The sequence below is a fragment of the Pseudomonadota bacterium genome, from assembly GCA_016719885.1.
In the GTDB taxonomy this organism is placed as follows: Bacteria; Pseudomonadota; Gammaproteobacteria.
Map to the genome: position 1 here is coordinate 84801 of JADJYF010000006.1, position 20209 is coordinate 105009.

Consider the following 20209-nt stretch of genomic DNA (forward strand, 5'->3'; position numbering starts at 1 on the left):
CCTCTCATAGCTGCACGGAGACATCATGAACAACTCTTTCGACGCCCGCACGGAACTCAAAGTCGGCGATAAGAAATACGAGATCTACAGCTGCGCGCGCCTGGCCGCCAAGTACCCCATCGACAAGCTGCCCTTCGCCCAGAAAATCCTGCTCGAGAACCTGCTGCGCACCGAAGACGGCGTGAACGTCACGCGCGACGACATCGAGGCGCTTGCCAAGTGGGACGCCAAGGCCACGCCCGACAAGGAAATCGCCTTCACCCCGGCGCGCGTGCTGATGCAGGACTTCACCGGTGTGCCGGCGGTGGTCGACCTGGCGGCGATGCGCGACGCGATGTCGGCGCTCGGCGGCGACCCCAACAAGATCAACCCGCTGTCGCCGGCGGAACTCGTCATCGACCACTCCGTGCAGGTCGACGTGTTCGGCACCAAGAGCTCGGCCGAGGAAAACGCCAAGATAGAATTCGACCGCAACCAGGAGCGCTATGGCTTCCTGCGCTGGGGCCAGGAAGCATTCTCCAATTTCGTGGTGGTGCCGCCGGACACCGGCATCGTGCACCAGGTCAACCTCGAATACCTGGCCCGCACCGTCATGGCGCGTGAGAACGGCGGCGTGCTGCAGGCCTATCCCGACACCGTGGTCGGCACCGATTCCCACACCACCATGATCAACGGCCTCGGCGTCCTGGGCTGGGGCGTGGGCGGTATCGAAGCCGAGGCCGCCATGCTCGGCCAGCCGGTCACCATGCTCATTCCGCAGACCGTCGGCTTCAAGCTGACCGGCAAGCTGACCGAAGGCACCACCGCCACCGATCTCGTGCTGCGCGTGACCGAGATGCTGCGCAAGAAGGGCGTGGTCGGCAAGTTCGTCGAATTCTTCGGCCCGGGTCTCGACCAGCTGCCGCTGGCCGACCGCGCGACGCTCGCCAACATGGCGCCGGAATACGGCGCGACCTGCGGCATCTTCCCCATCGACGCCGAGACCATCGCGTTCCTGAAGCTCTCGGGCCGCAGCGACGAGCAGGTGGCCCTCGCCGAAGCCTATGCCAAGGCCACGGGGCTGTGGCGTGATGCCTCGACCCCGGAAGCGGTCTACTCCGACACCCTCGAGCTCGACATGGGCAGCGTGGTGCCGGCCCTGGCCGGTCCCAAGCGTCCGCAGGACCGCATCGATCTCACCGCCGTCAAGGCCGCTTATCTCAAGCAGCTCGAAATCGACACCGCGGCACGCGCCGCCGGTGGCGCCGCCACCGTCGCCATCAACGGCCAGAACGTCGAAGTGAAGGACGGCGCGGTGGTGATTGCCGCCATCACCTCCTGCACCAACACCTCCAACCCGTCGGTGATGGTCGGCGCCGGCATCCTCGCCAAGAAGGCCAACGAGCTCGGTTTGAAGGTCAAGCCGTGGGTAAAGACCAGCCTCGCCCCCGGCTCGCTGGTGGTGTCGGCCTATCTCGACAAGGCCGGCCTCTCGCCGCACCTCGACGCGCTCGGTTTCAACACCGTCGGCTACGGCTGCACCACCTGCATCGGCAACTCGGGTCCGCTGCCGGCGCCGGTCAGCGATGCCATTCGCCAGGGTGATCTCGTGGCCTGCTCGGTGCTGTCGGGCAACCGCAACTTCGAAGGCCGCGTGCACGCCGAAGTGAAGATGAACTTCCTCGCCTCGCCGCCGCTGGTCGTGGCCTATGCCATCGCCGGCACCATGAACATCGACCTGCAGACCGATTCGCTGGGCAAGGGCCGGGACGGCAAGGACGTTTACCTGAAGGACATCTGGCCAAGCACCGCGGAAGTCGCCAACGCGATTGCCAGCACCATCGATTCGAAGATGTTCGGCTCGAGCTATGCCAACGTCTACGCGGGTGATGCGCGCTGGGCCGGCATCCAGGTCGCCAAGTCCAACCGCTACGGCTGGGATGATTCCTCGACCTACGTGAAGAACCCGCCCTACTTCGTCAACATGCCGCGCACGCCGGGCGCCATCCAGCCCATCAACAAGGCGCGCGCGCTGGCCAAGCTCGGCGATTCGATCACCACCGATCACATCTCGCCGGCCGGCAACATCAAGAAGGACAGCCCGGCAGGTAAATACCTCATCGCCAACGGCGTGCAGCCGGTCGACTTCAATTCCTACGGCTCGCGCCGTGGCAACCACGAAGTGATGATGCGCGGCACCTTCGCCAACATCCGCCTGAAGAACCTCATGGTGCCGGGCGTCGAAGGCGGCGTGACCAAGCACCTGCCGAGCGGCGAGCAGATGTCTATCTACGACGCCTCGATGCGCTACCAGGGCGACGGCGTGCCGCTGGTGATCCTGGCCGGCAAGGAATACGGCACCGGTTCCTCGCGCGACTGGGCGGCCAAGGGCACCTACCTGCTCGGCGTGCGCGCGGTGATCGCCGAATCCTTCGAGCGTATTCACCGTTCCAACCTGGTCGGCATGGGCGTGCTGCCCCTGACCTACAAGGATGGCCAGAGCGCCGAGTCGCTGGGGCTCACCGGCAGCGAAGTGTTCACCCTCGAAGGCCTTGCGGCCGGCGCGCGTGAACTGACCATCGTCGCCGATGCCGGCGACGGCAAGGTCACGCGCTTCCCGGTCACCGTGCGCGTCGATACGCCCAAGGAATGGGAGTACTACCAGCACGGCGGCATCCTGCAGTACGTGCTGCGTCAGCTCGCCGCGGCCTAAGCCCTTTCGTCCCGGAGCGCGCAATGCGCTCCGGGAAGTTTGGTGTGCGAATGAATTCGCACCTACACGGCGCGCTTCCCCATCGCCCTTCCCGGTAGGTGCGAATTCATTCGCACATTGCATCGCACTCCGCGTTTAAGCCAGATCAACTCCCTCGCTCACGCCGCTTGCGCAACTTGCGCGCCATCCTCCATTCTCGTCATCATCCCTTTGTAGCGTGCGGAGAAGCCTCGTGAAAAAACCGCTGCCCCAGCTCAAGACCGCGATGACGCCGTTCCCCTATTCCATCGACATCGAGGCCGACTGCGATGCGGCGCGCGCGCTCTTGGTCGAACATGATTTCCATCATCTGCCGGTGACGGAAGGCGGGCAGCTGGTCGGCATGCTGACCGCCGGCAAGCTCGCCGCTGGTGGCGCCTGCGAACTGCGCGGCCTGTGCGAGCACGAACCCTACATCGTCGACATCAACGAGCGCCTGTCCGAGGTACTGACCGGCATGGCGCGGCTGCGTGTCGACGCGGCAATCGTCGTCAAGCACGGCAAGCTCGCCGGCGTGTTCACCGCCGCCGATGCCTGTCGCGTGTTTGCCGAGCTGCTGGATGTGCTGGAGCCGCCGCCGGGCGACGGCGACGAGGCGGCCTGAGCTTCCCGTTCGTAGCGGGTGGCCGGTGTGGCAGCCATCCGTAGGCGCTAGAATTCGCCGCCAGACTGACCACGACGGTGTGGCGCCAGCCTGCCGGAGACCTGCATATCATGGCGACCATCACCATCACGCCCACGCTAGTCATCGACGAAGCGGAAATCGAACTGACGGCGGTGCGCTCACAAGGCCCCGGCGGCCAGAACGTCAACAAGGTCGCCTCGGCGATCTCGCTGCGTTTCGACATCCCGCGCTCGTCGCTGCCGGAACGTTACAAGGCCGGCCTCATGGCGCTGGCCGACAAGCGCATCACGCGCGCCGGCGTGGTGACCATCAAGGCCCAGCGCTTTCGCACCCAGGAAGCCAATCGCGAAGACGCCGTGCAGCGCCTGGTGGATTTGATCGTGCGCGCCGGCACCCGCCAGAAGCCGCGTGTCGCGACCAAGCCGAGCAAGGCGGCGCGCGCCAAGCGCGTCGATGAAAAGAAACAGCGGGCGGGGGTGAAATCCCTGCGGCGCAAGCCGGCGGAAGAGTAAGGGCCGGCACGTCGCCAGGCGCCGGCGGCGATCATTCGCCCATGCGGTGCGAAGCGCCCAGGGTCTCAGATGCCGAGATTGCTCAAGGTCACCATCACGTCGTTGAGTATCGCCGTCACGCGCGGGTGTTCGACTTCGAAGGCTTCCACGCGACGCTTCAATTCGCCGGTGACGGTGGTGTCGTCGGCCGCCACCTGGCGCTCGATGTCATCGACCAGGGCCTGCAACTGCGGCGCCTCGACGCCGCGCTTTTCGAGTACGGCCAGTTCCTCGCGCAGCCGCGCCAGAAGTTGATCGAGATGTTCGCGACTCATGTTTTTCGCTCCGACGGGACGGTGACCCGAGTATAAGGCAGCGCGCGCACTTCACGCCGCCGACGCATCACATATCAATACCGCCGCACCCTGCAGTCGGCCGTGACGCAGATCATCCAGCGCGCGGTTGGCGTCGGCGAGGGGATAGGGCGTGACGCTGGCATGCACCGGCACCTCGCCCGCGATGCCGAGGAACTCGCGCGCATCGCTGCGCGTGAGATTGGCCACCGACACCAGTTCACGCTCGCCCCACAGCAGCGCGTAGGCAAAGCTCGGGATATCGCTCATGTGGATGCCGGCGCACACCACGCGCCCGCCCTTGCGCACGGCCGCGAGCGCCGTCGGCACCAGTGCGCCGACCGGCGCAAAGAGGATGGCCGCGTCCAGCGCGGCCGGCGGCATGTCTTGCGAAGCGCCGGCCCATGTCGCCCCCAGGCGTCGCGCAAAATCCTGCGCGTCGCTGTCACCCGCGCGCGTGAAGGCATAGACCTCGCGCTGCTGCCAGACCGCCACCTGGGCAACGAGGTGCGCCGCCGCACCGAAGCCGTACAGGCCGAGACGCGACGCGGCGCCGGCCATGCGCAGCGCGCGGTAGCCGATCAGCCCGGCGCACAGGAGCGGCGCCGCTTGCAGGTCGTCGAACGCCGACGGCAAGGGAAAGCAGTAGTCGGCATCGGCCACGCAGTACTCGGCATAGCCGCCATCAATCTGGCAACCGGTGAAGGCCGCCGCGTCACACAGGTTCTCGTGCGCATCACGGCAGAAATCGCACTGGCCGCAACTGTGGCCGAGCCACGGCACGCCGACCCGCGTGCCGAGCGCGGGTCCTTCGACCTCGGCGCCCAGCGCCGCCACGCGGCCGACGATTTCGTGGCCGGGGATGACCGGATAGCGGGCCTGCGGCAACTCGCCGTCGACCAGGTGCAGATCGGTGCGACACACGCCGCAGGCCGCGATCTTCACCAACACCTGGCGCGGCCCGGGACGCGGCACGGGCAGGCGTTCGCGGCGCAGCGCCGCGCCGGCGCCATGCGCGCGCATGGCCCACATCGTGTCAGGCAGGGTGTTCATCGAGGCCGGTGAACAACAGCTGCAAATCGTTCAGAAAGCGAAAGCCGAGCGCCGTCGGACGCAGCCGCTCGCCGTCTTCCTGCAGCCAGCCGCGCGCCAACGCGGTGGCGAGCGGGGTGTGCAAGACTCGCCACGGCAATCCGGTGCGGGCGCTGAACAGTCGCCGGTCGAAACCTTCGGCCAGGCGCAGCGCATTCAACATGAACTCGGTGGCGAGCGTCATGCCGTCGAGCGCTTCCTCGCTTTCGATCTGCAGGCCTTCGCGTGCCGCCTTCATGTAACGCTCGGGATGACGGATGCGCGCCGTGCGCCACACCCGGCCGGCGGCGTCGGTGCGCTTGCCGTGGGCGCCGGCGCCGATGCCGATGTAATCGCCGAACAACCAGTAATTGGTGTTGTGACGCGCGGCGCGCGCGGGCCGCGCGTGGGCCGAGATTTCGTATTGCCGGTAACCGCTCGCGGCCATCAGGGCGAGACCGGCATCGTAGTCATCGCACACGGCGTCGTGCTCGGGCAGCGGCGGCGGCTTGTGCGCGAACGCGGTGCCCTCCTCCAGCGTGAGCTGATACCAGGACAGGTGCTCGGGCGCGAATGCGATGGCCTGCGAGAGATCATCGAGCGCGTCGCCCGGCGCGGCATCGGGCAGGCCGAACATGAGATCGAGATTGAGGTTCTGACAGCCGGCCTCGCGCGCCATGCCGACAGCGGCGCGCGCTTCATCGGCGCCGTGAATGCGCCCCAGGCGCCGCAGGTGCGCGGCGTTGAAACTCTGTACGCCTAAGGACAGGCGATTGACGCCGGCCGCGATGTAATCGCGAAAGCGGGCGGTCTCGGCGGTGCCGGGATTGGCCTCCAGCGTCACCTCGACGTCGTCGACGAAGCGTGTCCGTGCGCGCAGCCCATCGAGCAGCCGCGCGATCGCCGCGCCGCTGAACAGGCTCGGCGTACCGCCGCCCAGGAACACGCTGCCAACCAGGGGCGCCGGCCGCTGCAGGAGATCGAACTCGAGATCGCGCAACAGCGCCTCGACATAGACGGATTCGGCGACAGCACCGCGCGCCTCGTAGGAATTGAAATCACAGTAGGGGCACTTGCGCACGCACCACGGCAGGTGCACGTACAGGCCTATCGCGGCATCCGTCATCGCCAACCGTCGGCCGCCTGCAGCAGCGCGCGCAGGCTGCGCAGCGCCTGGCCACGATGACTCAGGCGATTCTTGAGCGCCGGCGCGAGTTCGGCCGACGAGCAACCGTGCCCAGGCACCAGGAAAATCGGATCGTAGCCAAAGCCCCCCTCCCCGCGCGGCGCGCGCAGCAGTTGCCCGCGCCAGGTGCCGGTGGCGATCACCGGCAGGGGGTCGTCGGCATCGCGCATCGCCACCATCACGCATACGAAACGGCAGCCACGTTCGGCGTCGGGCAGGTGGGCGGTCGTGCCGAGCAGTTTGACCAGGTTCGCCTCGTCGCTCGCGCCTTCGCCGGCATAGCGCGCCGAGATCACGCCCGGCGCGCCGCCGAGGGCATCGACCGCGATGCCGGAATCATCGGCCAGCGCCGGCCGCCCGCTGGCGCGCGCCGCGTGGCGCGCCTTGATGATGGCGTTCTCGACGAAAGTGGTACCGGTCTCGGCGACGCTGTCGACGTTGAAGTCGCTCTGCGCCCGCACCCGCATCGGCAAGCCGTCGAGCATGGCGGCAATCTCGCGCAGCTTGCCGACATTGCCGCTCGCCAAGACCAGTTCCATGGTCATGCCGCGCGCGCCGCGTCCTGCAGCTCGAACAGCTCGGCGATGCCGCCGGCGGCGAGATCGAGCATCGCGTTCATTTCCTCGCGGCGGAACGCATGACCTTCGGCCGTGCCTTGGATCTCGATGAAATGACCGGCGTTGTTCATGACGATGTTCATGTCGGTTTCGGCATTCGAATCCTCGGCGTAATCGAGATCCAGCACCGGCACGCCGTTGTAGATGCCGACCGACACCGAGGCCACCGCGCCGTGCAAGGGGTTGACCTTGATGCGGCCGGCCTTCAGCAGCGTGTCGACGGCATCGGCGAGCGCCACGTAGGCGCCGGTGATCGACGCGGTGCGCGTGCCGCCATCGGCCTGCAGCACATCGCAATCGAGGGTGATGGTGTTTTCACCGAGCGCCGCGAGATCCACCACCGCGCGCAGTGAGCGGCCAATCAGGCGCTGGATTTCGAGCGTGCGGCCGCCCTGGTGACCAGAGGTCGCTTCGCGGCGCATGCGCGAGTTGGTCGAGCGCGGCAACATGCCGTACTCGGCCGTCACCCAGCCACGGCCAGTGCCTTTCAGAAACGGCGGCACGCGCGTTTCTATGCTGGCGGTGCACAGCACGCGCGTGTCGCCGAACTCGACCAGCACCGAGCCTTCGGCATGGCGGGTGAAACCGCGGGTGAAACGAACATCGCGCATTTGATTGGCCTGGCGGCCGCTGGGACGAATTGCCATCGAGTCTTCCATTCAAGGGTGATGCCGGCATTATAGGCCGCCGGCCCGTGGCTGGCTTTGCCGCTCGCGGGGCTGCCGTTAAGATGCCGCGAGTCGCCGCATTTTCATCCACACAGCCGGAGCCGCCACGATGCCCTTAAGCATGACTTCCTTCGCACGTGTCGAATTCGACGCGGACTATGGTCGCGGCGCCTGGGAGCTGCGTTCGGTCAACCATCGCTTCGCCGAAGTGTTCGTGCGCCTGCCCGACGACTTTCGCAGCCTCGAGGGCGCGGTGCGCGAGCGCATCGGCGCCGCCGTCAAGCGCGGCAAGGTCGATTGCAGCCTGCGTTTCGACACCGCCCGCACCCAGTTCAAGGCCTTGAGGGTCAACGAGCGCGCGGCCGGTGAGGTGGTGCGCGCCGCGCAGCGCATCGCCGAGATGCTCGGCGAGGATGTCAGCATCGATCCGCTGGATGTGTTGCGCTGGCCGGGCGTCACCGAGGTCGAGGAAGTCGACCTCGACGCCACCGCCAAGCTCGTGCTCAACACCCTCGACGATGCGCTCGACCAGTTCCTCGACGGACGCAAGCGCGAGGGCGACAAGTTGAAGGCCATGATGCTGTCGCGCCTCGCCGGCGTGCGCGATCAAATCGTGGTACTGGAAACCCGTGTGCCGGAGATCATCGAATCCATCCGCGATCGCTACCAGCAGCGCATGCGCGATCTGGCCGAGGGCGTCGACGAGGCGCGCGTCGAACAGGAAAGCGCGCTGCTGCTGCAACGCCTGGATGTTGCCGAGGAACTCGATCGCCTCGGCGCCCATGTCGAGGAAGTGGCGCGCGTGCTGGATCTCGACGAGCCGGTCGGCCGTCGGCTCGACTTCCTCATGCAGGAGCTGAACCGCGAGGCCAACGGGGGCGGCGCCGGCGCGGGGGGAGGGGAGGGCGCGGGAGGGGGGGGCCCGGGAGTACGCGCGCGGCGTTACTCGCGGGCCGGCTCGGAAGCCCGGGGGCCCCGCCAGGGCGCACAGCGCGCTCAGGCGGGCAACGCCCCGGCACCGCCCCGGCGCCGGCACGGTGAGGCGGCGGTGGACCCTGCATGACGCAGGCCGTCGAAGAAGAAGCGCAGCGGGGCGGCCGGGCGGCGGCCCGCCCCCACCCAGGTGGAATTGGAATGAAAATACGGCAGGCTCGCCATGTCGAGTAGCTGGAGCCCGTCATCGAGCTGCAGCAAGCGGATCTGGCCTTCGTCGCTCTGGGTCTCGTAACCGGATTGCCAACCGCCGAAATGGGCCAGCAAGGCGCCGCTGTCGATGACCTCGGCGAGGAAGCCCGCTGCCAGCAGGCTGACATCCTGCTGCAGCGTGTAGTGCGAGTTGGCGATGGAGAACGCGTAGTTGTTGCCTTCGAAGGGCGCAGGGTCAGAGTGGCGCAGGTCAGGCGCGCCCGTCGTGCTCCAGCCGTTATAGCCGTCTTCGAAGCCCGCATTGGTCAGCAGATTGGCGGCCTGGCTCGAAGACATGGCGCCAAACAACATCAGCATCAGTGTCGCCAGCAGGGTGCGGTGCATGTCGCGTACCTCGGTATCGTGGGTGAATCCTGACAGCACTCACCGGCGAGGCGCCGCGGTCGTGCGCCGGACGGGCGCCCCCGGCGGGGGCGCCGCGGCGCCCCGCCGCCGCCGGCCGGCCCCCCCCCCCCCGGATCACATCCGGCGCGTTGATCAACGCCGGCTTGCCGCTCGCGAACGCGCGCTCGAGCGCGGGACGGATCTCCTCCGGCCGTTCGCAGTATTCACCGTGACCGCCCATGGCGGTGACTATCTGGTCGTAGCGCGTGAAGTTGAGCTTGGTCGCGACGATGCGCTCGGCGCCGTAGGTCGCGGCCTGCGGCCGCACCATCTGGCCCCACGCGCCGTCGTTGCCCATGATGCCGACTATCGGCAGGTTGAAGCGCACCGCGGTGTCATATTCGAAGCCGTTGAGACCGAAGGCGCCGTCGCCGTAGATGATCAACACGCGCTTGTCCGGGCAGGCCAACTGCGCGGCCAGCGCGAACGGCATGCCGACGCCGAGGGTGCCCAGCGGACCGGGATCCATCCAGCCGTTCTCGGCCGGCACCGGCAGCACCTTGGAAGCCTGGGCGACGATATCACCGCCATCACCGATGATGACGAGATCCTGGCCGGCGACGAAGTCGCGGATCTCGCGACACAGGCGCAAGGGATCGATGGGCACTTCGTCGGAATTGAGTTCGGTGGCGAATTTCGCCTCGAGTTCGGCTTCACGCGATACCAGCTGGTCGCGCCACGCGCTGAAATCGAGACCGCCGCTCGCAGTCACCGTGGTGCGCATGGCATCGAAGGTCGCGGCGAGGTTGCCGACCACCGCCGCGGTCGGTGAACGGTTGGTGCCGATCAGGGTGTCTTTGATGTCGAGCTGGATGATCTTGGCATTGGCCGGGATGGTCTTGCCGTAACCGAGGCGGAAATCGAGCAGTACACCGGCGCATACGAACACGTCGCAGTTCGCCATCGCTTCCTTGCGCACGCGGTTCAGGAGTTCCGGCGTGCCCGGCCGCACCATGCCGCGCCCCATGCCGTTGACGAAGGTCGGGATGTGGGTCTGTTCGATGAAGCCCTGCACGGCCGCCGCCGCGTTCGACCACTTGGCGCTGGTGCCGACCATCATCACCGGGCGTTCGGCCTTGGCCAGGATCGCCAGCGCCTCGTCGACGTCGGACTGCGCCGGCACGCGCAGCGGTGGCGCGGTGCGTATGCTCGGCATGCGCACTTCGCTCCACTCGACCTCGTTCATCATCACGTCCATCGGGATCTCGAGGAACGCGGGTCCCGGATTGCCGGACACCGCGTGACGGATGCCGAGTTCGATGAATTCCGGAATGCGGCGCGTGTCGAGGCAGGCATCGGCCCACTTGGTGATGGGCTTCATCACCGCCACGTGATCCATTTCCTGCAGCGAGCCGCGCCTGAGGTTGTTGAGCGGCCCCTGGCCGCCGATCACGAGTATCGGGCTGTTGGCGCGCCACGCATTGGCGACGCCGGTCACGCCGTCGGTGACGCCGGGGCCGGCGGTCAACACCGCGCAGCCGATACGGCCGGGCTTGAGCCGGCTCCAGGCATCGGCGGCATGCACCGCCGCCTGTTCATGACGAACGTCGATGACCTCGATGCCTTCGTCGATACAACCGTCGTAGATGGCCATCACGTGGCCACCGCTCAAGGTGAAGATGCACTCGACACCCGCCTGCTTGAGCGCGCGCGCTGCCAACCTGCCGCCATGTACGCCCACGGTCCTGTCTCCCTTTGGATGATCGAAAAAGCGATGCTAGCACGGGCCCCTGGCCGCGACGGCCACGGCCGCGACACTCTGCTAGGCTAGCGCTGCGCCCACACCGGCCTGCGCGATGACAGCGGACCAAGCAACGGAGGCAATCCCCATGGCGGCACTGTCCGGCTTACGCATCCTCGACCTCACCCAGTGGGAGGCCGGCACGTCCTGCACCCAGGCGCTCGCGTGGCTGGGCGCCGAGGTGGTCAAGGTCGAACCGCCCGAGGGCGGCGATCCGGGTCGCGCCATGGCCCGCGACCTGTGGCAGGACTCGGAATACTTCCTCAACTGGAACTCCAACAAGCGCAGCGTCACGCTCAACCTGCGCGAAGCGCGCGGCCGCGAACTGCTGCTGGCGATGGTGCCGCGCTTCGACGTGCTGGTGGAGAACTTCGGCCCCGGCGTCGTCGAAAAGCTGAAGCTCGGCTACGACGTCATCAAGGCCGTGCATCCCGGCATCATCTATGCGCAGATCAAGGGCTTCGGCCTGAGCGGCCCCTACGCCGGCTACAAGTGCTTCGACATGGTCGCGCAGGCCGCCGCCGGCGCCTTGTCCATCACCGGCGACCCGCAGGGGCCCGCCCATGCGCCCGGGCCCGACCATCGGCGATTCCGGCACCGGCGTGCAGATGGCGCTGGCCATCACGGCGGCCTACGCGCAGAAGCTCCGCGAAGGCATCGGCCAGCACATCGAGCTGTCCATGCAGGAGGCGGTGACCTATTACATGCGCACCATGATCGCGCTCGGCGCCAAGGGCGGCGACTCGGTGGCGCCGCGCCTCGGCAACGAGCTCGAGCCGACCATCAATCTCTATGCCTGCAAGCCGTTCGGCGCCAACGATCACGTGTATCTCATGAGCGTGATGGAGAACCATTGGCAGGCGCTGTGCACCGCCATGGGCCAGGGCGAACTGGCGCGCGACGCGCGCTTCGCCGACGTCGCCGCGCGCAAACGCCACGCGGCGGAATTGAAACCCATCATCGCGGCGTGGATGGCCGCGCACACCAAGCACGAGGCCATGCACGCGCTGTGCGCGGCCGGCATTCCGGCCAGCGCGGTGTTCGACACCCGCGACCTGTTCTCCGATCCGCACCTCGCGGCGCGCGACTTCATCAAGCACGTGCAGGACGAGGACGGTGAACAGCAGGCGACGCTGCTCGGCTGGCCGGCGCGCATGTCGGCCAGCAGCGTGCCGATCACGCTGGCGCCGACGCTTGGCGAGCACACCCGCGAAGTGCTCGGCGCCGAGCTCGGACTCGACGAGGCCGCGCTCGACGCGCTCGCGGCGGCGCATATCATTGCGTGACGGGGCGCTGGGATGGGCGCTGGCAATACAGGACGCGATCGCGTCGCACCGGCCGGCGTTGAACGGGGAGATGGCAGGGGCAGGGAAGCGACGCGGTCGATGCGCGTCATGCTCAAGAAAGCCGTCGAGTTTCCGTTAACAAGTCAGCGGAAAACCGCGCCCCGTGCAGCCCGTCGGCTGGCGCGGACGTTCAGCTATAGAAACCAGACCGAACCGTGAATCTCCAAGCCCCCGCTTCTCGCCATCGACAGCGCCCGAGCCCGCCAGGCGCGCGCCTGGCGCCCCTCCTCCTGTGCCTGACAGGCGCTGTCGGCGCGGCCAGCCATGCCGCTTCCGACGACGACCTCACGGCCATGAGTCTCGAACAGCTGATGGACGTCAAAGTCGTGGGCGCGGCGAAGTACGAGCAGCCGCTCAACCAGGCGGCGGCCGCGGTCAGCGTCATCACGCGCGGCGAGATCAAAGCCTTTGGCTGGCGCACGCTGGCCGAGGCCCTGGCCAGCCTGCCGGGCGTGTATACCACCTACGATTACCAGTACAGCTACCTCGGCACGCGCGGCATGGGCGCGCCGGGCGATCTCACCGCGCGCGTGCTGATCGCCGTCAATGGCAATCGCCTCAACGATCCTGTCTATGACGGCGGCACCGTCGGTCGCGAACTGCCGATAGATATCGATCTCATCGAACGCATCGAATTCATTCCCGGACCGGGCGGCGCGGTCTATGGCCAGAACGCCATGTTCGGCGTGGTCAACATCATCACGCGCAGCGGCGAGGAGACCAACGGCGCCGAGCTGTCCGCCGCCTGGCAGGACCCGCAGGACGCCTTCGAGGGTCGCGCCACCTGGGGCAAACGCCTGGCGAACGGCCTCGACGTGCTGGTGTCGGCCTCCGGCCTGCGCGCGAACGGTGACGATCATTTCTTCGATTTCGGCGCCACCGGCGTGTCGGGTGTCGCCACCGGTCTCGACGGTGAAAGCGACCAGCAGTATTTCGCGCGGCTCGCGCGCGGCGCGTGGTCGGGGGACTTCATGTTCGGCAAGCGCCGCAAGGCCGACCCGACCGCGTCGTTCTTCGCCGACCCCTTGGTGCCCGGCGACTTCGCCGGTGACGAATATGCGGTGGGCCAGGTGCAGTATGCCGACAGCTTCGCCGCCGACAGCCTCAAGGTGACGGGGCGCGTGTTCGGCGGCCGCTACCGCTACACCAGCATCCTGAGTTTCGGCACGCCGGTGTCCTATCCGGCCTTCGGCGACTGGATAGGCAGTGAATGGCGGGCGGTGTCCACCGCGTTCGCACACCATCGCCTGATGATCGGCGTCGAGGGTCAGCAGAACCTGCGCGCTGACCAGGCCGCCGACGACCTCGTCGTGCCCGCCAACAATTTCCGCATCCCCAACTCGAACTACCGGGTCGGCATCTACGTGCAGGACGAATGGCAGCTCACCGCGCAGCTCGCCGCGACGCTCGGCCTGCGCGTCGATCACGACAGCCGCAGCGACACCTCGCCCAGCCCGCGCGCGGCGCTGATCTGGCAGCCGCTGGACAACACCACGTTCAAGCTGCTCGCCGGTCGGGCGCATCGCGCGCCCAATGCCTACGAACGCGACTATGCCGATCCCGCCTCGCAGCTGCCCAACCCGAATCTGAAAGACGAACGCATCGACACGCTGGAAATCGTCGTCGATCAGCGCCTCGGCAAGGATTTGTCCTTGCGCGCCTCGCTCTACCAGTGGTTGATGTACGACATCATCAGCCTCAGCACTGAGCCGGTCAGCGGTTTCGCCCAATACATTTCAGGACACACCATCAAGGCCAATGGCCTCGAACTGTCGGCCGACAAGCAGTGGGCTTATGGCGCCCGCCTGCGCGGCAGCGTGTCGCTGCAGGATGCCCATTACACCGATGGCCCGGACGTGCTCAATTCGCCCAAGCTCCTGTTCAAACTCAATCTCAGCACACCGCTGCCGTGGTGGGGGCTGCGCACCGGCTATGAACTGCAGACCGACAGCAGCCGCTTGAGCCTCGATGGCAGCCGTCTCGGCGGCTACGCCATCTCGAACCTCCACCTCGGCACCGATGCCCTCGGCCACGGCGTCGACGTTTCGTTCACGGTCAGGAACCTGTTCGACAAGCACTATGCCCACCCCGGCGCCGAGTCGAACTGGCAGAACGCCCTGGAGCAGGACGGCCGCTCGTTCCGCATCCAGGCGGGACTGCGCTTCTGAGCAAGCTTGCGACCAGCACGGGCCGGGCGCGCGGTGCGCGGCGGGCCGCCGTGCTGATGTGCCGCGCGCTCGGCCGGCCGCTGTCCTTGCTGCTGTGCCTGCTGCTGGGCGCCGGCGCACGCGCCGACGAATTGCCCGAATACCGCGTCAAAGCGGCCTTCCTCTACAACTTCATGGTGTTCACGGAATGGCCGGACAATGCCGCGCCCGACATGACGCTGTGTATTGTCGGCGACGATCCCTTCGGCGCCGCAATCGATGGCCTGGCCGGCAAGCGGGTCGCCGACAAGCCCATCAGCATCGAACGCGTGGCGGCCGATGCGGCGCTGTCGCGCTGCCGGGTGGTGTTCATCACCGCGTCCGCCATCGACGGCCTCGATGGCCTGCTCGCCGGTCTTGGCGACCAGGCGGTGCTGACGGTGGCCGACAGCGCCGGCGCCATGCAGCGCGGCGTGCAGCTCAACATGCGACTCACCCACAGCAAGGTCACTTTCGAAGCCAATCTCGACGCGGCGCGCCGCCATCGCCTGCAGCTCAGTTCCAAACTCCTGCGACTCGCGACCGAGGTGCAGCGATGACGCCACGCATCGAGCTCGGCACACTGCAAAGCCGCGTCAATCACGCCGCCACCGGTGTCGCGGTCGGTATCGTCGCGCTGGTATGCATGGCGAGCAGTTTCTTCATCGGCGTGTTCAACGTCGAGAAGGCCATCCACGCGCAGGCCGAGGTGCTGTCGGTCAACATCGCCGCCGCCCTCGCCTTTGGCGACACCGCCGCGGCCAACGAAATGCTGACCTCGCTCCGCAAGGTGCCGGACCTGCGGCTTGCGGCCCTGTACGACGCCAAGGGTGAGCTGTTCGCGAATTTCCACGTTGGCGAGCAGGCGCCGGCCGCGCGCGAGCCCGACGCTGACGCGCGCGCCGCGTGGCTGACCTCGCTGGCCGTGGTGCGGCCGGTGGTGACCGCCAACGGCGAGCGCGGCTCGCTGTTGCTGGAAGTCGGCATGCAGGACCTTTACCAGCAGACCGCCTGGCAGATGGCGACCACGGTGTTGGCGGGACTGCTGGCGTTTTTCGTCAGCCGCGGACAGCTGCGGCGCCTGGAGCAGGCCATATCGTCGCCACTCGGCGCGATCAGCGAGCTGATGACGGATTTTTCCCGTCACGGCGACCGTGGCGCGCGCGCCCTGCGCAGTCACATCACCGAACTCGACAGCCTCGGCCAGGGCTTCAATGCCATGGTCGAGCAGTTGGAAGAGCGCGATCTGCGCCTCGCCGAGCATCGCGCCGAACTCGAACGCGAAATGGCGGCGCGCACCGTGCAGCTGCGCATCGCCGAGGAAGCGACCGCCCTCGCCGAAGCCGCCAATCGCGCCAAGAGCGAGTTCCTCGCCGCCATGAGCCACGAAGTGCGCACGCCCATGAACGGCGTGCTGGGCATGAACGAACTGCTGCTCGACAGCGGTCTCGGGCCCCAACAGCGCGCCTGGGCGGAAGCCGTGCAGACCTCCGGGCAACACCTGCTCGGCGTCATCAACGACATTCTCGATTTCTCCAAGATCGAATCAGGACAGCTCGCGCTGGAAAGCGTGGATTTCAACCTGGTCGAAACCGTCGAGCAGGCGCTGGCCATGTTCGCGCAGCCGGCCGCCGCCAAAGGGCTGGAAATCGCCGTCGAATTCGTGCCGCCCAACGCGCCGCTGGCGCTGCGTGGCGATTCGTTCCGACTGCGCCAGGTGCTGGTCAACCTGCTCAGCAATGCCATCAAGTTCACCGCCCACGGCGAAGTGGTGGTGCGTGTGACGGTGCTCGAGCAGACCCCCGCCCTGGCGCGGCTGCAGATCCGCGTGTGCGATACCGGCATCGGCATCGCGGTCGAGAATCGCGAGCGCATCTTCGAACATTTCGCCCAGGCCGACAGTTCGACCACGCGCAAATACGGCGGCACCGGGCTGGGGCTCGCGATCAGTCGGCGCCTGCTCGAATTGATGCAGGGCCGCATCCGTGTCGAAGGCGCACCGGGCCAGGGCTCGACTTTCATCATCGATCTCGAGCTGCCGCGCGCCGCGCAGGCGGTGCCGGCCAAGCGCGACAGCGCACCTCTGCGCGGCGTGCGCGTGCTGGTGGTCGATGACAACGCCACCAATCGCGAGATCCTGCAGCGGCAGCTCGAGGGCTGGCGGCTCGAGGTGAGCTGCGCCGCCGATGGCCTGCGCGCGCTCGGCGCGCTGCTCGAAGCGGCCGACGATCAGCGGCCCTTTGACCTGGCGATACTCGACAGCCGCATGCCGGGCATGAACGGCCTGGAACTGGCGGAACGCATCCAGGCCTACGACACGCTGCGCGCGACGCGCCTGGTGATGCTCAGTTCCACCGATGCCAGCGTGCCGGAAAGCACGCGTGCCGAGGCCGGCATTGCCAGCTTCGTCACCAAGCCGGCACGCCGCGACGACCTGCTGCGCGCCATGCTCACCGCGCTCGCGCCGGCCGCCGGCACGCCGGCGCCGAAGCCGCGCGCGGCCGACCCCGCGCGCGCATTGCGCGGGCGCGTGCTGCTGGTCGAGGACAACCCCGTCAACCAGGAAGTGGCGGCGGCGATGCTCGCCAAGCTCGGACTCGAATGGCAGTTGGCCGGCGATGGCGCCCAGGCCCTCGAGCGTGTGCGCCAAGAGGATTTCGACCTCGTACTCATGGATTGCCAGATGCCCGTCATGGACGGCTACGAGGCAACCGCCGCCATCCGTGCGCTGCCCGACGCACGTGGGGCGCGCCTGCCGATCGTGGCGGTGACCGCCAACGCCATGCCCGGCGAAGCGCAGAACTGCCTGGCGGCGGGCATGGACGCCTACCTGACCAAGCCGTTGTTCCTGGATTCCCTGCACACCACGCTGGCGCATTGGCTGCCCGCCGGCACCGCGAACGCGGCCACTCCGACGCCGGCACCAACGCCGCGCGCCACGGCGGCGAGCCCCGACACCGAGGTCATCAACCGCCGGACCATCGCGACCCTGCACGAACTCGACGAACCCGGCAGCACGTCCTTGGTGACACAGCTCGTGACCTCGTTCCTCGCCACCGTCGAACTCAACTTTGAACGCATGGCGGCCGCTATTGCAGACGGCAACGCAAAAACACTCGGGCAGATCGCGCATTCACAGAAGTCGAGTGCGGCCACGCTTGGTGCCGAGGCTTACGCGCGTTGTTGCCGCGATCTCGAAAAATGCGGACGGGAAGACCAGCTGGATGTCGCCCAGACGCTGCTTGACCCGGCACGGTTCGAACTCCAACGGGCAGTACAGGCGTTGCGGGAAATGCTGAAGGAAGCCGCATGACGGACATGCGCCACAACATCCTTGTCGTCGATGACGAGGTGGATGCGTGCCTGGTGATGCGGGCCGCGCTGCGCAAGGCCGGCTTCGAGGTCGGCGTGGTGCATGACGGCGAGGCCGCACTGGCCGAGTTCCACGCCGGCAAGTACGACCTCGTCATGCTCGACGTCGACATGCCCGGCATGAGCGGCTACGAAGTGTGCGCGCGCCTGCGTGCCGAAGCGGGTCCGCTGCTGCCGATCGTGATGGTGACCGGCATGGACGACGTGCAGTCGGTGCAGACGGCCTACCAGCAGGGCGCCACCGACTTCATTCCCAAACCCATCAACTGGGGCCTCATCGGCCATCGCGTGCTGTACCTGTTGCGTGCCTACCAGACCTTGGTCGAGCTGCGCGCCGCCGAAGCGCGCAACGAGGCGGTGCTCGGCGCCATTCCCGACCAACTGTTCGAACTCACCGACGACGGCCGTTGCCTGAATTTCCGCACCGCCGCCAATGACCCCATGGCCGGCCTCGGCGGCGCCATCATCGGCAAGCGCTTCGACGAATTCATGCCCGGGCCGGTGGCGCGGGTGTGGACGCTGGCCCTGCGCGACGCCGCGGCGCGGGGTTCCTCGAGCGGCCAGCAATACGAACTGGAAACCGCCGGCGGCACGCTGTGGTTCGAGATGTCGGTCTCGCACAAGACCGACAAGAGCGCCGACGGCGGCCGCTTCGTCGTGTTGTCGCGCAACGTCACCGAGCGCAAGGAGACCGAGATCCGCATCGAGCGGCTCGCCTACTTCGACAACCTGACCGGGCTTGCCAACCGCCATTCCTTTCTCGAACGGGTCGACCGCGAGGTGCAAAGGGCACGTCGTCGTCGCAACCAGTTGGCGGTGTTGTTCATGGATCTGGACGGCTTCAAGAACGTCAACGACACCATGGGCCACGCCGCCGGCGACCAGATCCTCAAGCGCGCGGCCGAGCGCCTGCAGATTGGCCTGCGCCCGTCGGATGTCGTATCGCGTCCGGTGGCGGACGGTCCCGCGTCGGCCAAGGGCGCCAACGGCGGCATCGAGATCGCGCGCCTCGGCGGTGACGAATTCACCGCGCTGGTGATGGACATGGACCGCCCCGAAGACGCGCTGGCGGTGGCGCAGCGCATCGGCGAGATCATGCGCCGGCCGTTCGCGCTCGAAGGCCGCGAGGTGGTGCTGACCGCCAGCATCGGCATCGCGCTGTTTCCGACCGACGGCGAAGACGCCGCGACCTTGCTCAAGCATGCCGATACCGCGATGTACCAGGCCAAGGGCTCGGGGCGCGACAACGCGCAGATGTACAACGCCGCGCTCACCACCGACGTGCTGGCGCGCATGGAACTCGAGGCCAGCCTGCGTAGCGCGGTGACGCGCAATGAATTCTTCCTAACCTACCAGCCGCAGATCGATACGCAGAGCGGCACGCTGTGCGCGGTCGAAGCCTTGCTACGCTGGAATCACCCGCAGCGCGGGCTCATCTCTCCCATGGAATTCATTCCGCTCGCGGAGCAGCGCGGGCTCATCGACCAGATTGGCCAGTGGGCGCTGCACAGCGCCTGTGAACAGGCAGCGCGCTGGGCTCGATGCGGCTCACCCTTGCGCGTGGCGGTCAACCTGTCGCCCCTGCAGTTCCGCAATCCCGACATCACGCAGACCGTGCTCGCGATCCTGGCTGACACCGGGCTCGCGCCGCAGTGGCTGGAACTGGAAGTGACGGAAGGTGCGCTCATGGAGAATTCCGCCTCGGCGCGTGCCGCCCTCGAGCTGTTGCGCGACAACGGCGTGCGCATCGCACTGGACGATTTCGGCACCGGCTACTCGTCGCTTGCCTACCTGACGCGCATGCCCATCTACAACATCAAGATCGACAAGTGCTTCGTCAACGGCCTCATGGGCGGTGGCGAAAACGAGGCGATCATCCGCGCGGTGCTGGCCATGGCCCACAGCCTCGGCATGCGCGTCACGGCCGAAGGGGTCGAGACACGCGAACAGGCGCAAATGCTGAAATTGCTCGGTTGCGACACGCTGCAGGGCTATTACTTCAGCCGCCCGGTGCTGGCGGACAACATCCCGGCCTTGCTTTCCAAGACCTGGGACATTGCCGGCGGTACGCCAGCGCCGCTGGAACGGGCTTACGCGCGACCGCTGGCCACGGCCCGCTAGTTTCGCCCTGCTCGCGGCGGGCCGCGGCCCACCGCCTTCACCCTCGCATCCACATTCACCAAGGCACACGCACCGCATGCGTGCGGCTAGTCATGCCTGTGCGTGACGGCT

General features: G+C 67.3%; 16 protein-coding genes and 1 pseudogene. 10 read left to right on the forward strand and 7 right to left on the reverse strand.

Annotated elements, in window-relative coordinates; all coding sequences use genetic code 11:
* Window positions 1-25: 25 nt before the first annotated feature.
* The 3 genes from acnA (at window position 26) to arfB (ending at window position 3868) form a co-directional block, all read left to right on the forward strand.
* Window positions 26-2692: an aconitate hydratase AcnA gene (gene acnA, locus IPM80_08025; protein ID MBK8958373.1), complete on the forward strand. Its 2667-nt coding sequence runs from the start codon at window positions 26-28 to the stop codon at window positions 2690-2692.
* Between the two features lie 232 nt (window positions 2693-2924).
* Window positions 2925-3335, forward strand: a complete 411-nt coding sequence (locus tag IPM80_08030) for a CBS domain-containing protein (GenBank protein ID MBK8958374.1) — start codon at window positions 2925-2927, stop codon at window positions 3333-3335.
* 110 nt (window positions 3336-3445) lie between these two features.
* Entirely contained in the window at window positions 3446-3868 is a 423-nt protein-coding gene (gene arfB / locus IPM80_08035) for an aminoacyl-tRNA hydrolase (protein MBK8958375.1), read from the forward strand.
* A 65-nt stretch (window positions 3869-3933) separates the two neighbouring features.
* Here the strand turns inward: arfB and IPM80_08040 are convergent, their stop codons facing one another.
* From IPM80_08040 to rph, 5 genes are read right to left on the reverse strand one after another with little or no spacing between them, the layout of a single operon-like run.
* A complete protein-coding gene (locus IPM80_08040) occupies window positions 3934-4182 on the reverse strand; it encodes a DUF4404 family protein (GenBank protein MBK8958376.1) in 249 nt (82 codons plus the stop codon).
* Between the two features lie 51 nt (window positions 4183-4233).
* Complete coding sequence (locus tag IPM80_08045) at window positions 4234-5232, reverse strand: zinc-dependent alcohol dehydrogenase family protein (protein ID MBK8958377.1); 999 nt, start codon at window positions 5230-5232, stop codon at window positions 4234-4236.
* Between the two features lie 4 nt (window positions 5233-5236).
* On the reverse strand, window positions 5237-6397 hold the full coding sequence (hemW, locus tag IPM80_08050) for a radical SAM family heme chaperone HemW (GenBank protein ID MBK8958378.1): 1161 nt from the start codon (window positions 6395-6397) through the stop codon (window positions 5237-5239).
* Window positions 6394-7002 carry an RdgB/HAM1 family non-canonical purine NTP pyrophosphatase gene (gene rdgB, locus IPM80_08055; GenBank protein ID MBK8958379.1) on the reverse strand — a complete coding sequence of 203 codons (609 nt, stop codon included), beginning with the start codon at window positions 7000-7002 and terminating at the stop codon, window positions 6394-6396. Before rdgB ends, hemW begins: the two co-directional genes overlap by 4 nt.
* On the reverse strand, window positions 6999-7715 hold the full coding sequence (rph, locus tag IPM80_08060) for a ribonuclease PH (protein ID MBK8958380.1): 717 nt from the start codon (window positions 7713-7715) through the stop codon (window positions 6999-7001). Before rph ends, rdgB begins: the two co-directional genes overlap by 4 nt.
* Before the next feature lie 148 nt (window positions 7716-7863).
* Between rph and IPM80_08065 the strand changes: the two genes are divergently transcribed.
* Window positions 7864-8805 (forward strand): YicC family protein, encoded by a 942-nt coding sequence (locus IPM80_08065; GenBank protein ID MBK8958381.1) that lies wholly within the window; start codon window positions 7864-7866, stop codon window positions 8803-8805.
* Here IPM80_08065 and IPM80_08070 read toward each other — a convergent pair.
* Both IPM80_08070 and IPM80_08075 read right to left on the reverse strand, forming a co-directional pair.
* Window positions 8739-9272, reverse strand: coding sequence for a hypothetical protein (locus tag IPM80_08070; protein MBK8958382.1), 534 nt, complete (start codon window positions 9270-9272; stop codon window positions 8739-8741). The two genes, IPM80_08065 and IPM80_08070, sit on opposite strands and share 67 nt — an antisense overlap.
* Window positions 9166-11007, reverse strand: a pseudogene (locus IPM80_08075) (hypothetical protein). The gene IPM80_08070 and the pseudogene IPM80_08075 overlap by 107 nt, the downstream one beginning before the upstream one ends.
* Window positions 11008-11161: 154 nt before the next feature.
* Between IPM80_08075 and IPM80_08080 the strand changes: the two are divergent.
* From IPM80_08080 to IPM80_08105, 6 genes are all read left to right on the forward strand, one after another.
* On the forward strand, window positions 11162-12193 hold the full coding sequence (locus IPM80_08080) for a CoA transferase (GenBank protein ID MBK8958383.1): 1032 nt from the start codon (window positions 11162-11164) through the stop codon (window positions 12191-12193).
* Complete coding sequence (locus IPM80_08085) at window positions 12111-12359, forward strand: CoA transferase (protein ID MBK8958384.1); 249 nt, start codon at window positions 12111-12113, stop codon at window positions 12357-12359. The genes IPM80_08080 and IPM80_08085 overlap by 83 nt, the downstream gene beginning before the upstream one ends.
* A gap of 353 nt (window positions 12360-12712) precedes the next feature.
* The gene (locus tag IPM80_08090; protein ID MBK8958385.1) at window positions 12713-14587 is read left to right on the forward strand and encodes a TonB-dependent receptor; all 1875 of its coding nucleotides are present in this window, start codon (window positions 12713-12715) and stop codon (window positions 14585-14587) included.
* Window positions 14588-14637: 50 nt separating this feature from the next.
* The gene (locus tag IPM80_08095) at window positions 14638-15165 is read left to right on the forward strand and encodes a YfiR family protein (protein ID MBK8958386.1); all 528 of its coding nucleotides are present in this window, start codon (window positions 14638-14640) and stop codon (window positions 15163-15165) included.
* The gene (locus IPM80_08100; GenBank protein ID MBK8958387.1) at window positions 15162-17918 is read left to right on the forward strand and encodes a response regulator; all 2757 of its coding nucleotides are present in this window, start codon (window positions 15162-15164) and stop codon (window positions 17916-17918) included. Before IPM80_08095 ends, IPM80_08100 begins: the two co-directional genes overlap by 4 nt.
* On the forward strand, window positions 17915-20098 hold the full coding sequence (locus IPM80_08105; protein ID MBK8958388.1) for an EAL domain-containing protein: 2184 nt from the start codon (window positions 17915-17917) through the stop codon (window positions 20096-20098). The genes IPM80_08100 and IPM80_08105 overlap by 4 nt, the downstream gene beginning before the upstream one ends.
* The last annotated feature ends 111 nt before the right edge of the window (window positions 20099-20209 follow it).

Coding starts and splice junctions, on each gene's coding strand:
- acnA (MBK8958373.1), top strand. CDS start 26: ATGAACAACTCTTTCGACGCCCGCACGGAACTCAAAGTCGGCGATAAG.
- arfB (MBK8958375.1), top strand. CDS start 3,446: ATGGCGACCATCACCATCACGCCCACGCTAGTCATCGACGAAGCGGAA.
- IPM80_08040 (MBK8958376.1), bottom strand. CDS start 4,182: ATGAGTCGCGAACATCTCGATCAACTTCTGGCGCGGCTGCGCGAGGAA.
- IPM80_08045 (MBK8958377.1), bottom strand. CDS start 5,232: ATGTGGGCCATGCGCGCGCATGGCGCCGGCGCGGCGCTGCGCCGCGAA.
- hemW (MBK8958378.1), bottom strand. CDS start 6,397: ATGACGGATGCCGCGATAGGCCTGTACGTGCACCTGCCGTGGTGCGTG.
- rdgB (MBK8958379.1), bottom strand. CDS start 7,002: ATGACCATGGAACTGGTCTTGGCGAGCGGCAATGTCGGCAAGCTGCGC.
- IPM80_08065 (MBK8958381.1), top strand. CDS start 7,864: ATGACTTCCTTCGCACGTGTCGAATTCGACGCGGACTATGGTCGCGGC.
- IPM80_08070 (MBK8958382.1), bottom strand. CDS start 9,272: ATGCACCGCACCCTGCTGGCGACACTGATGCTGATGTTGTTTGGCGCC.
- IPM80_08080 (MBK8958383.1), top strand. CDS start 11,162: ATGGCGGCACTGTCCGGCTTACGCATCCTCGACCTCACCCAGTGGGAG.
- IPM80_08090 (MBK8958385.1), top strand. CDS start 12,713: ATGAGTCTCGAACAGCTGATGGACGTCAAAGTCGTGGGCGCGGCGAAG.
- IPM80_08100 (MBK8958387.1), top strand. CDS start 15,162: ATGACGCCACGCATCGAGCTCGGCACACTGCAAAGCCGCGTCAATCAC.
- IPM80_08105 (MBK8958388.1), top strand. CDS start 17,915: ATGACGGACATGCGCCACAACATCCTTGTCGTCGATGACGAGGTGGAT.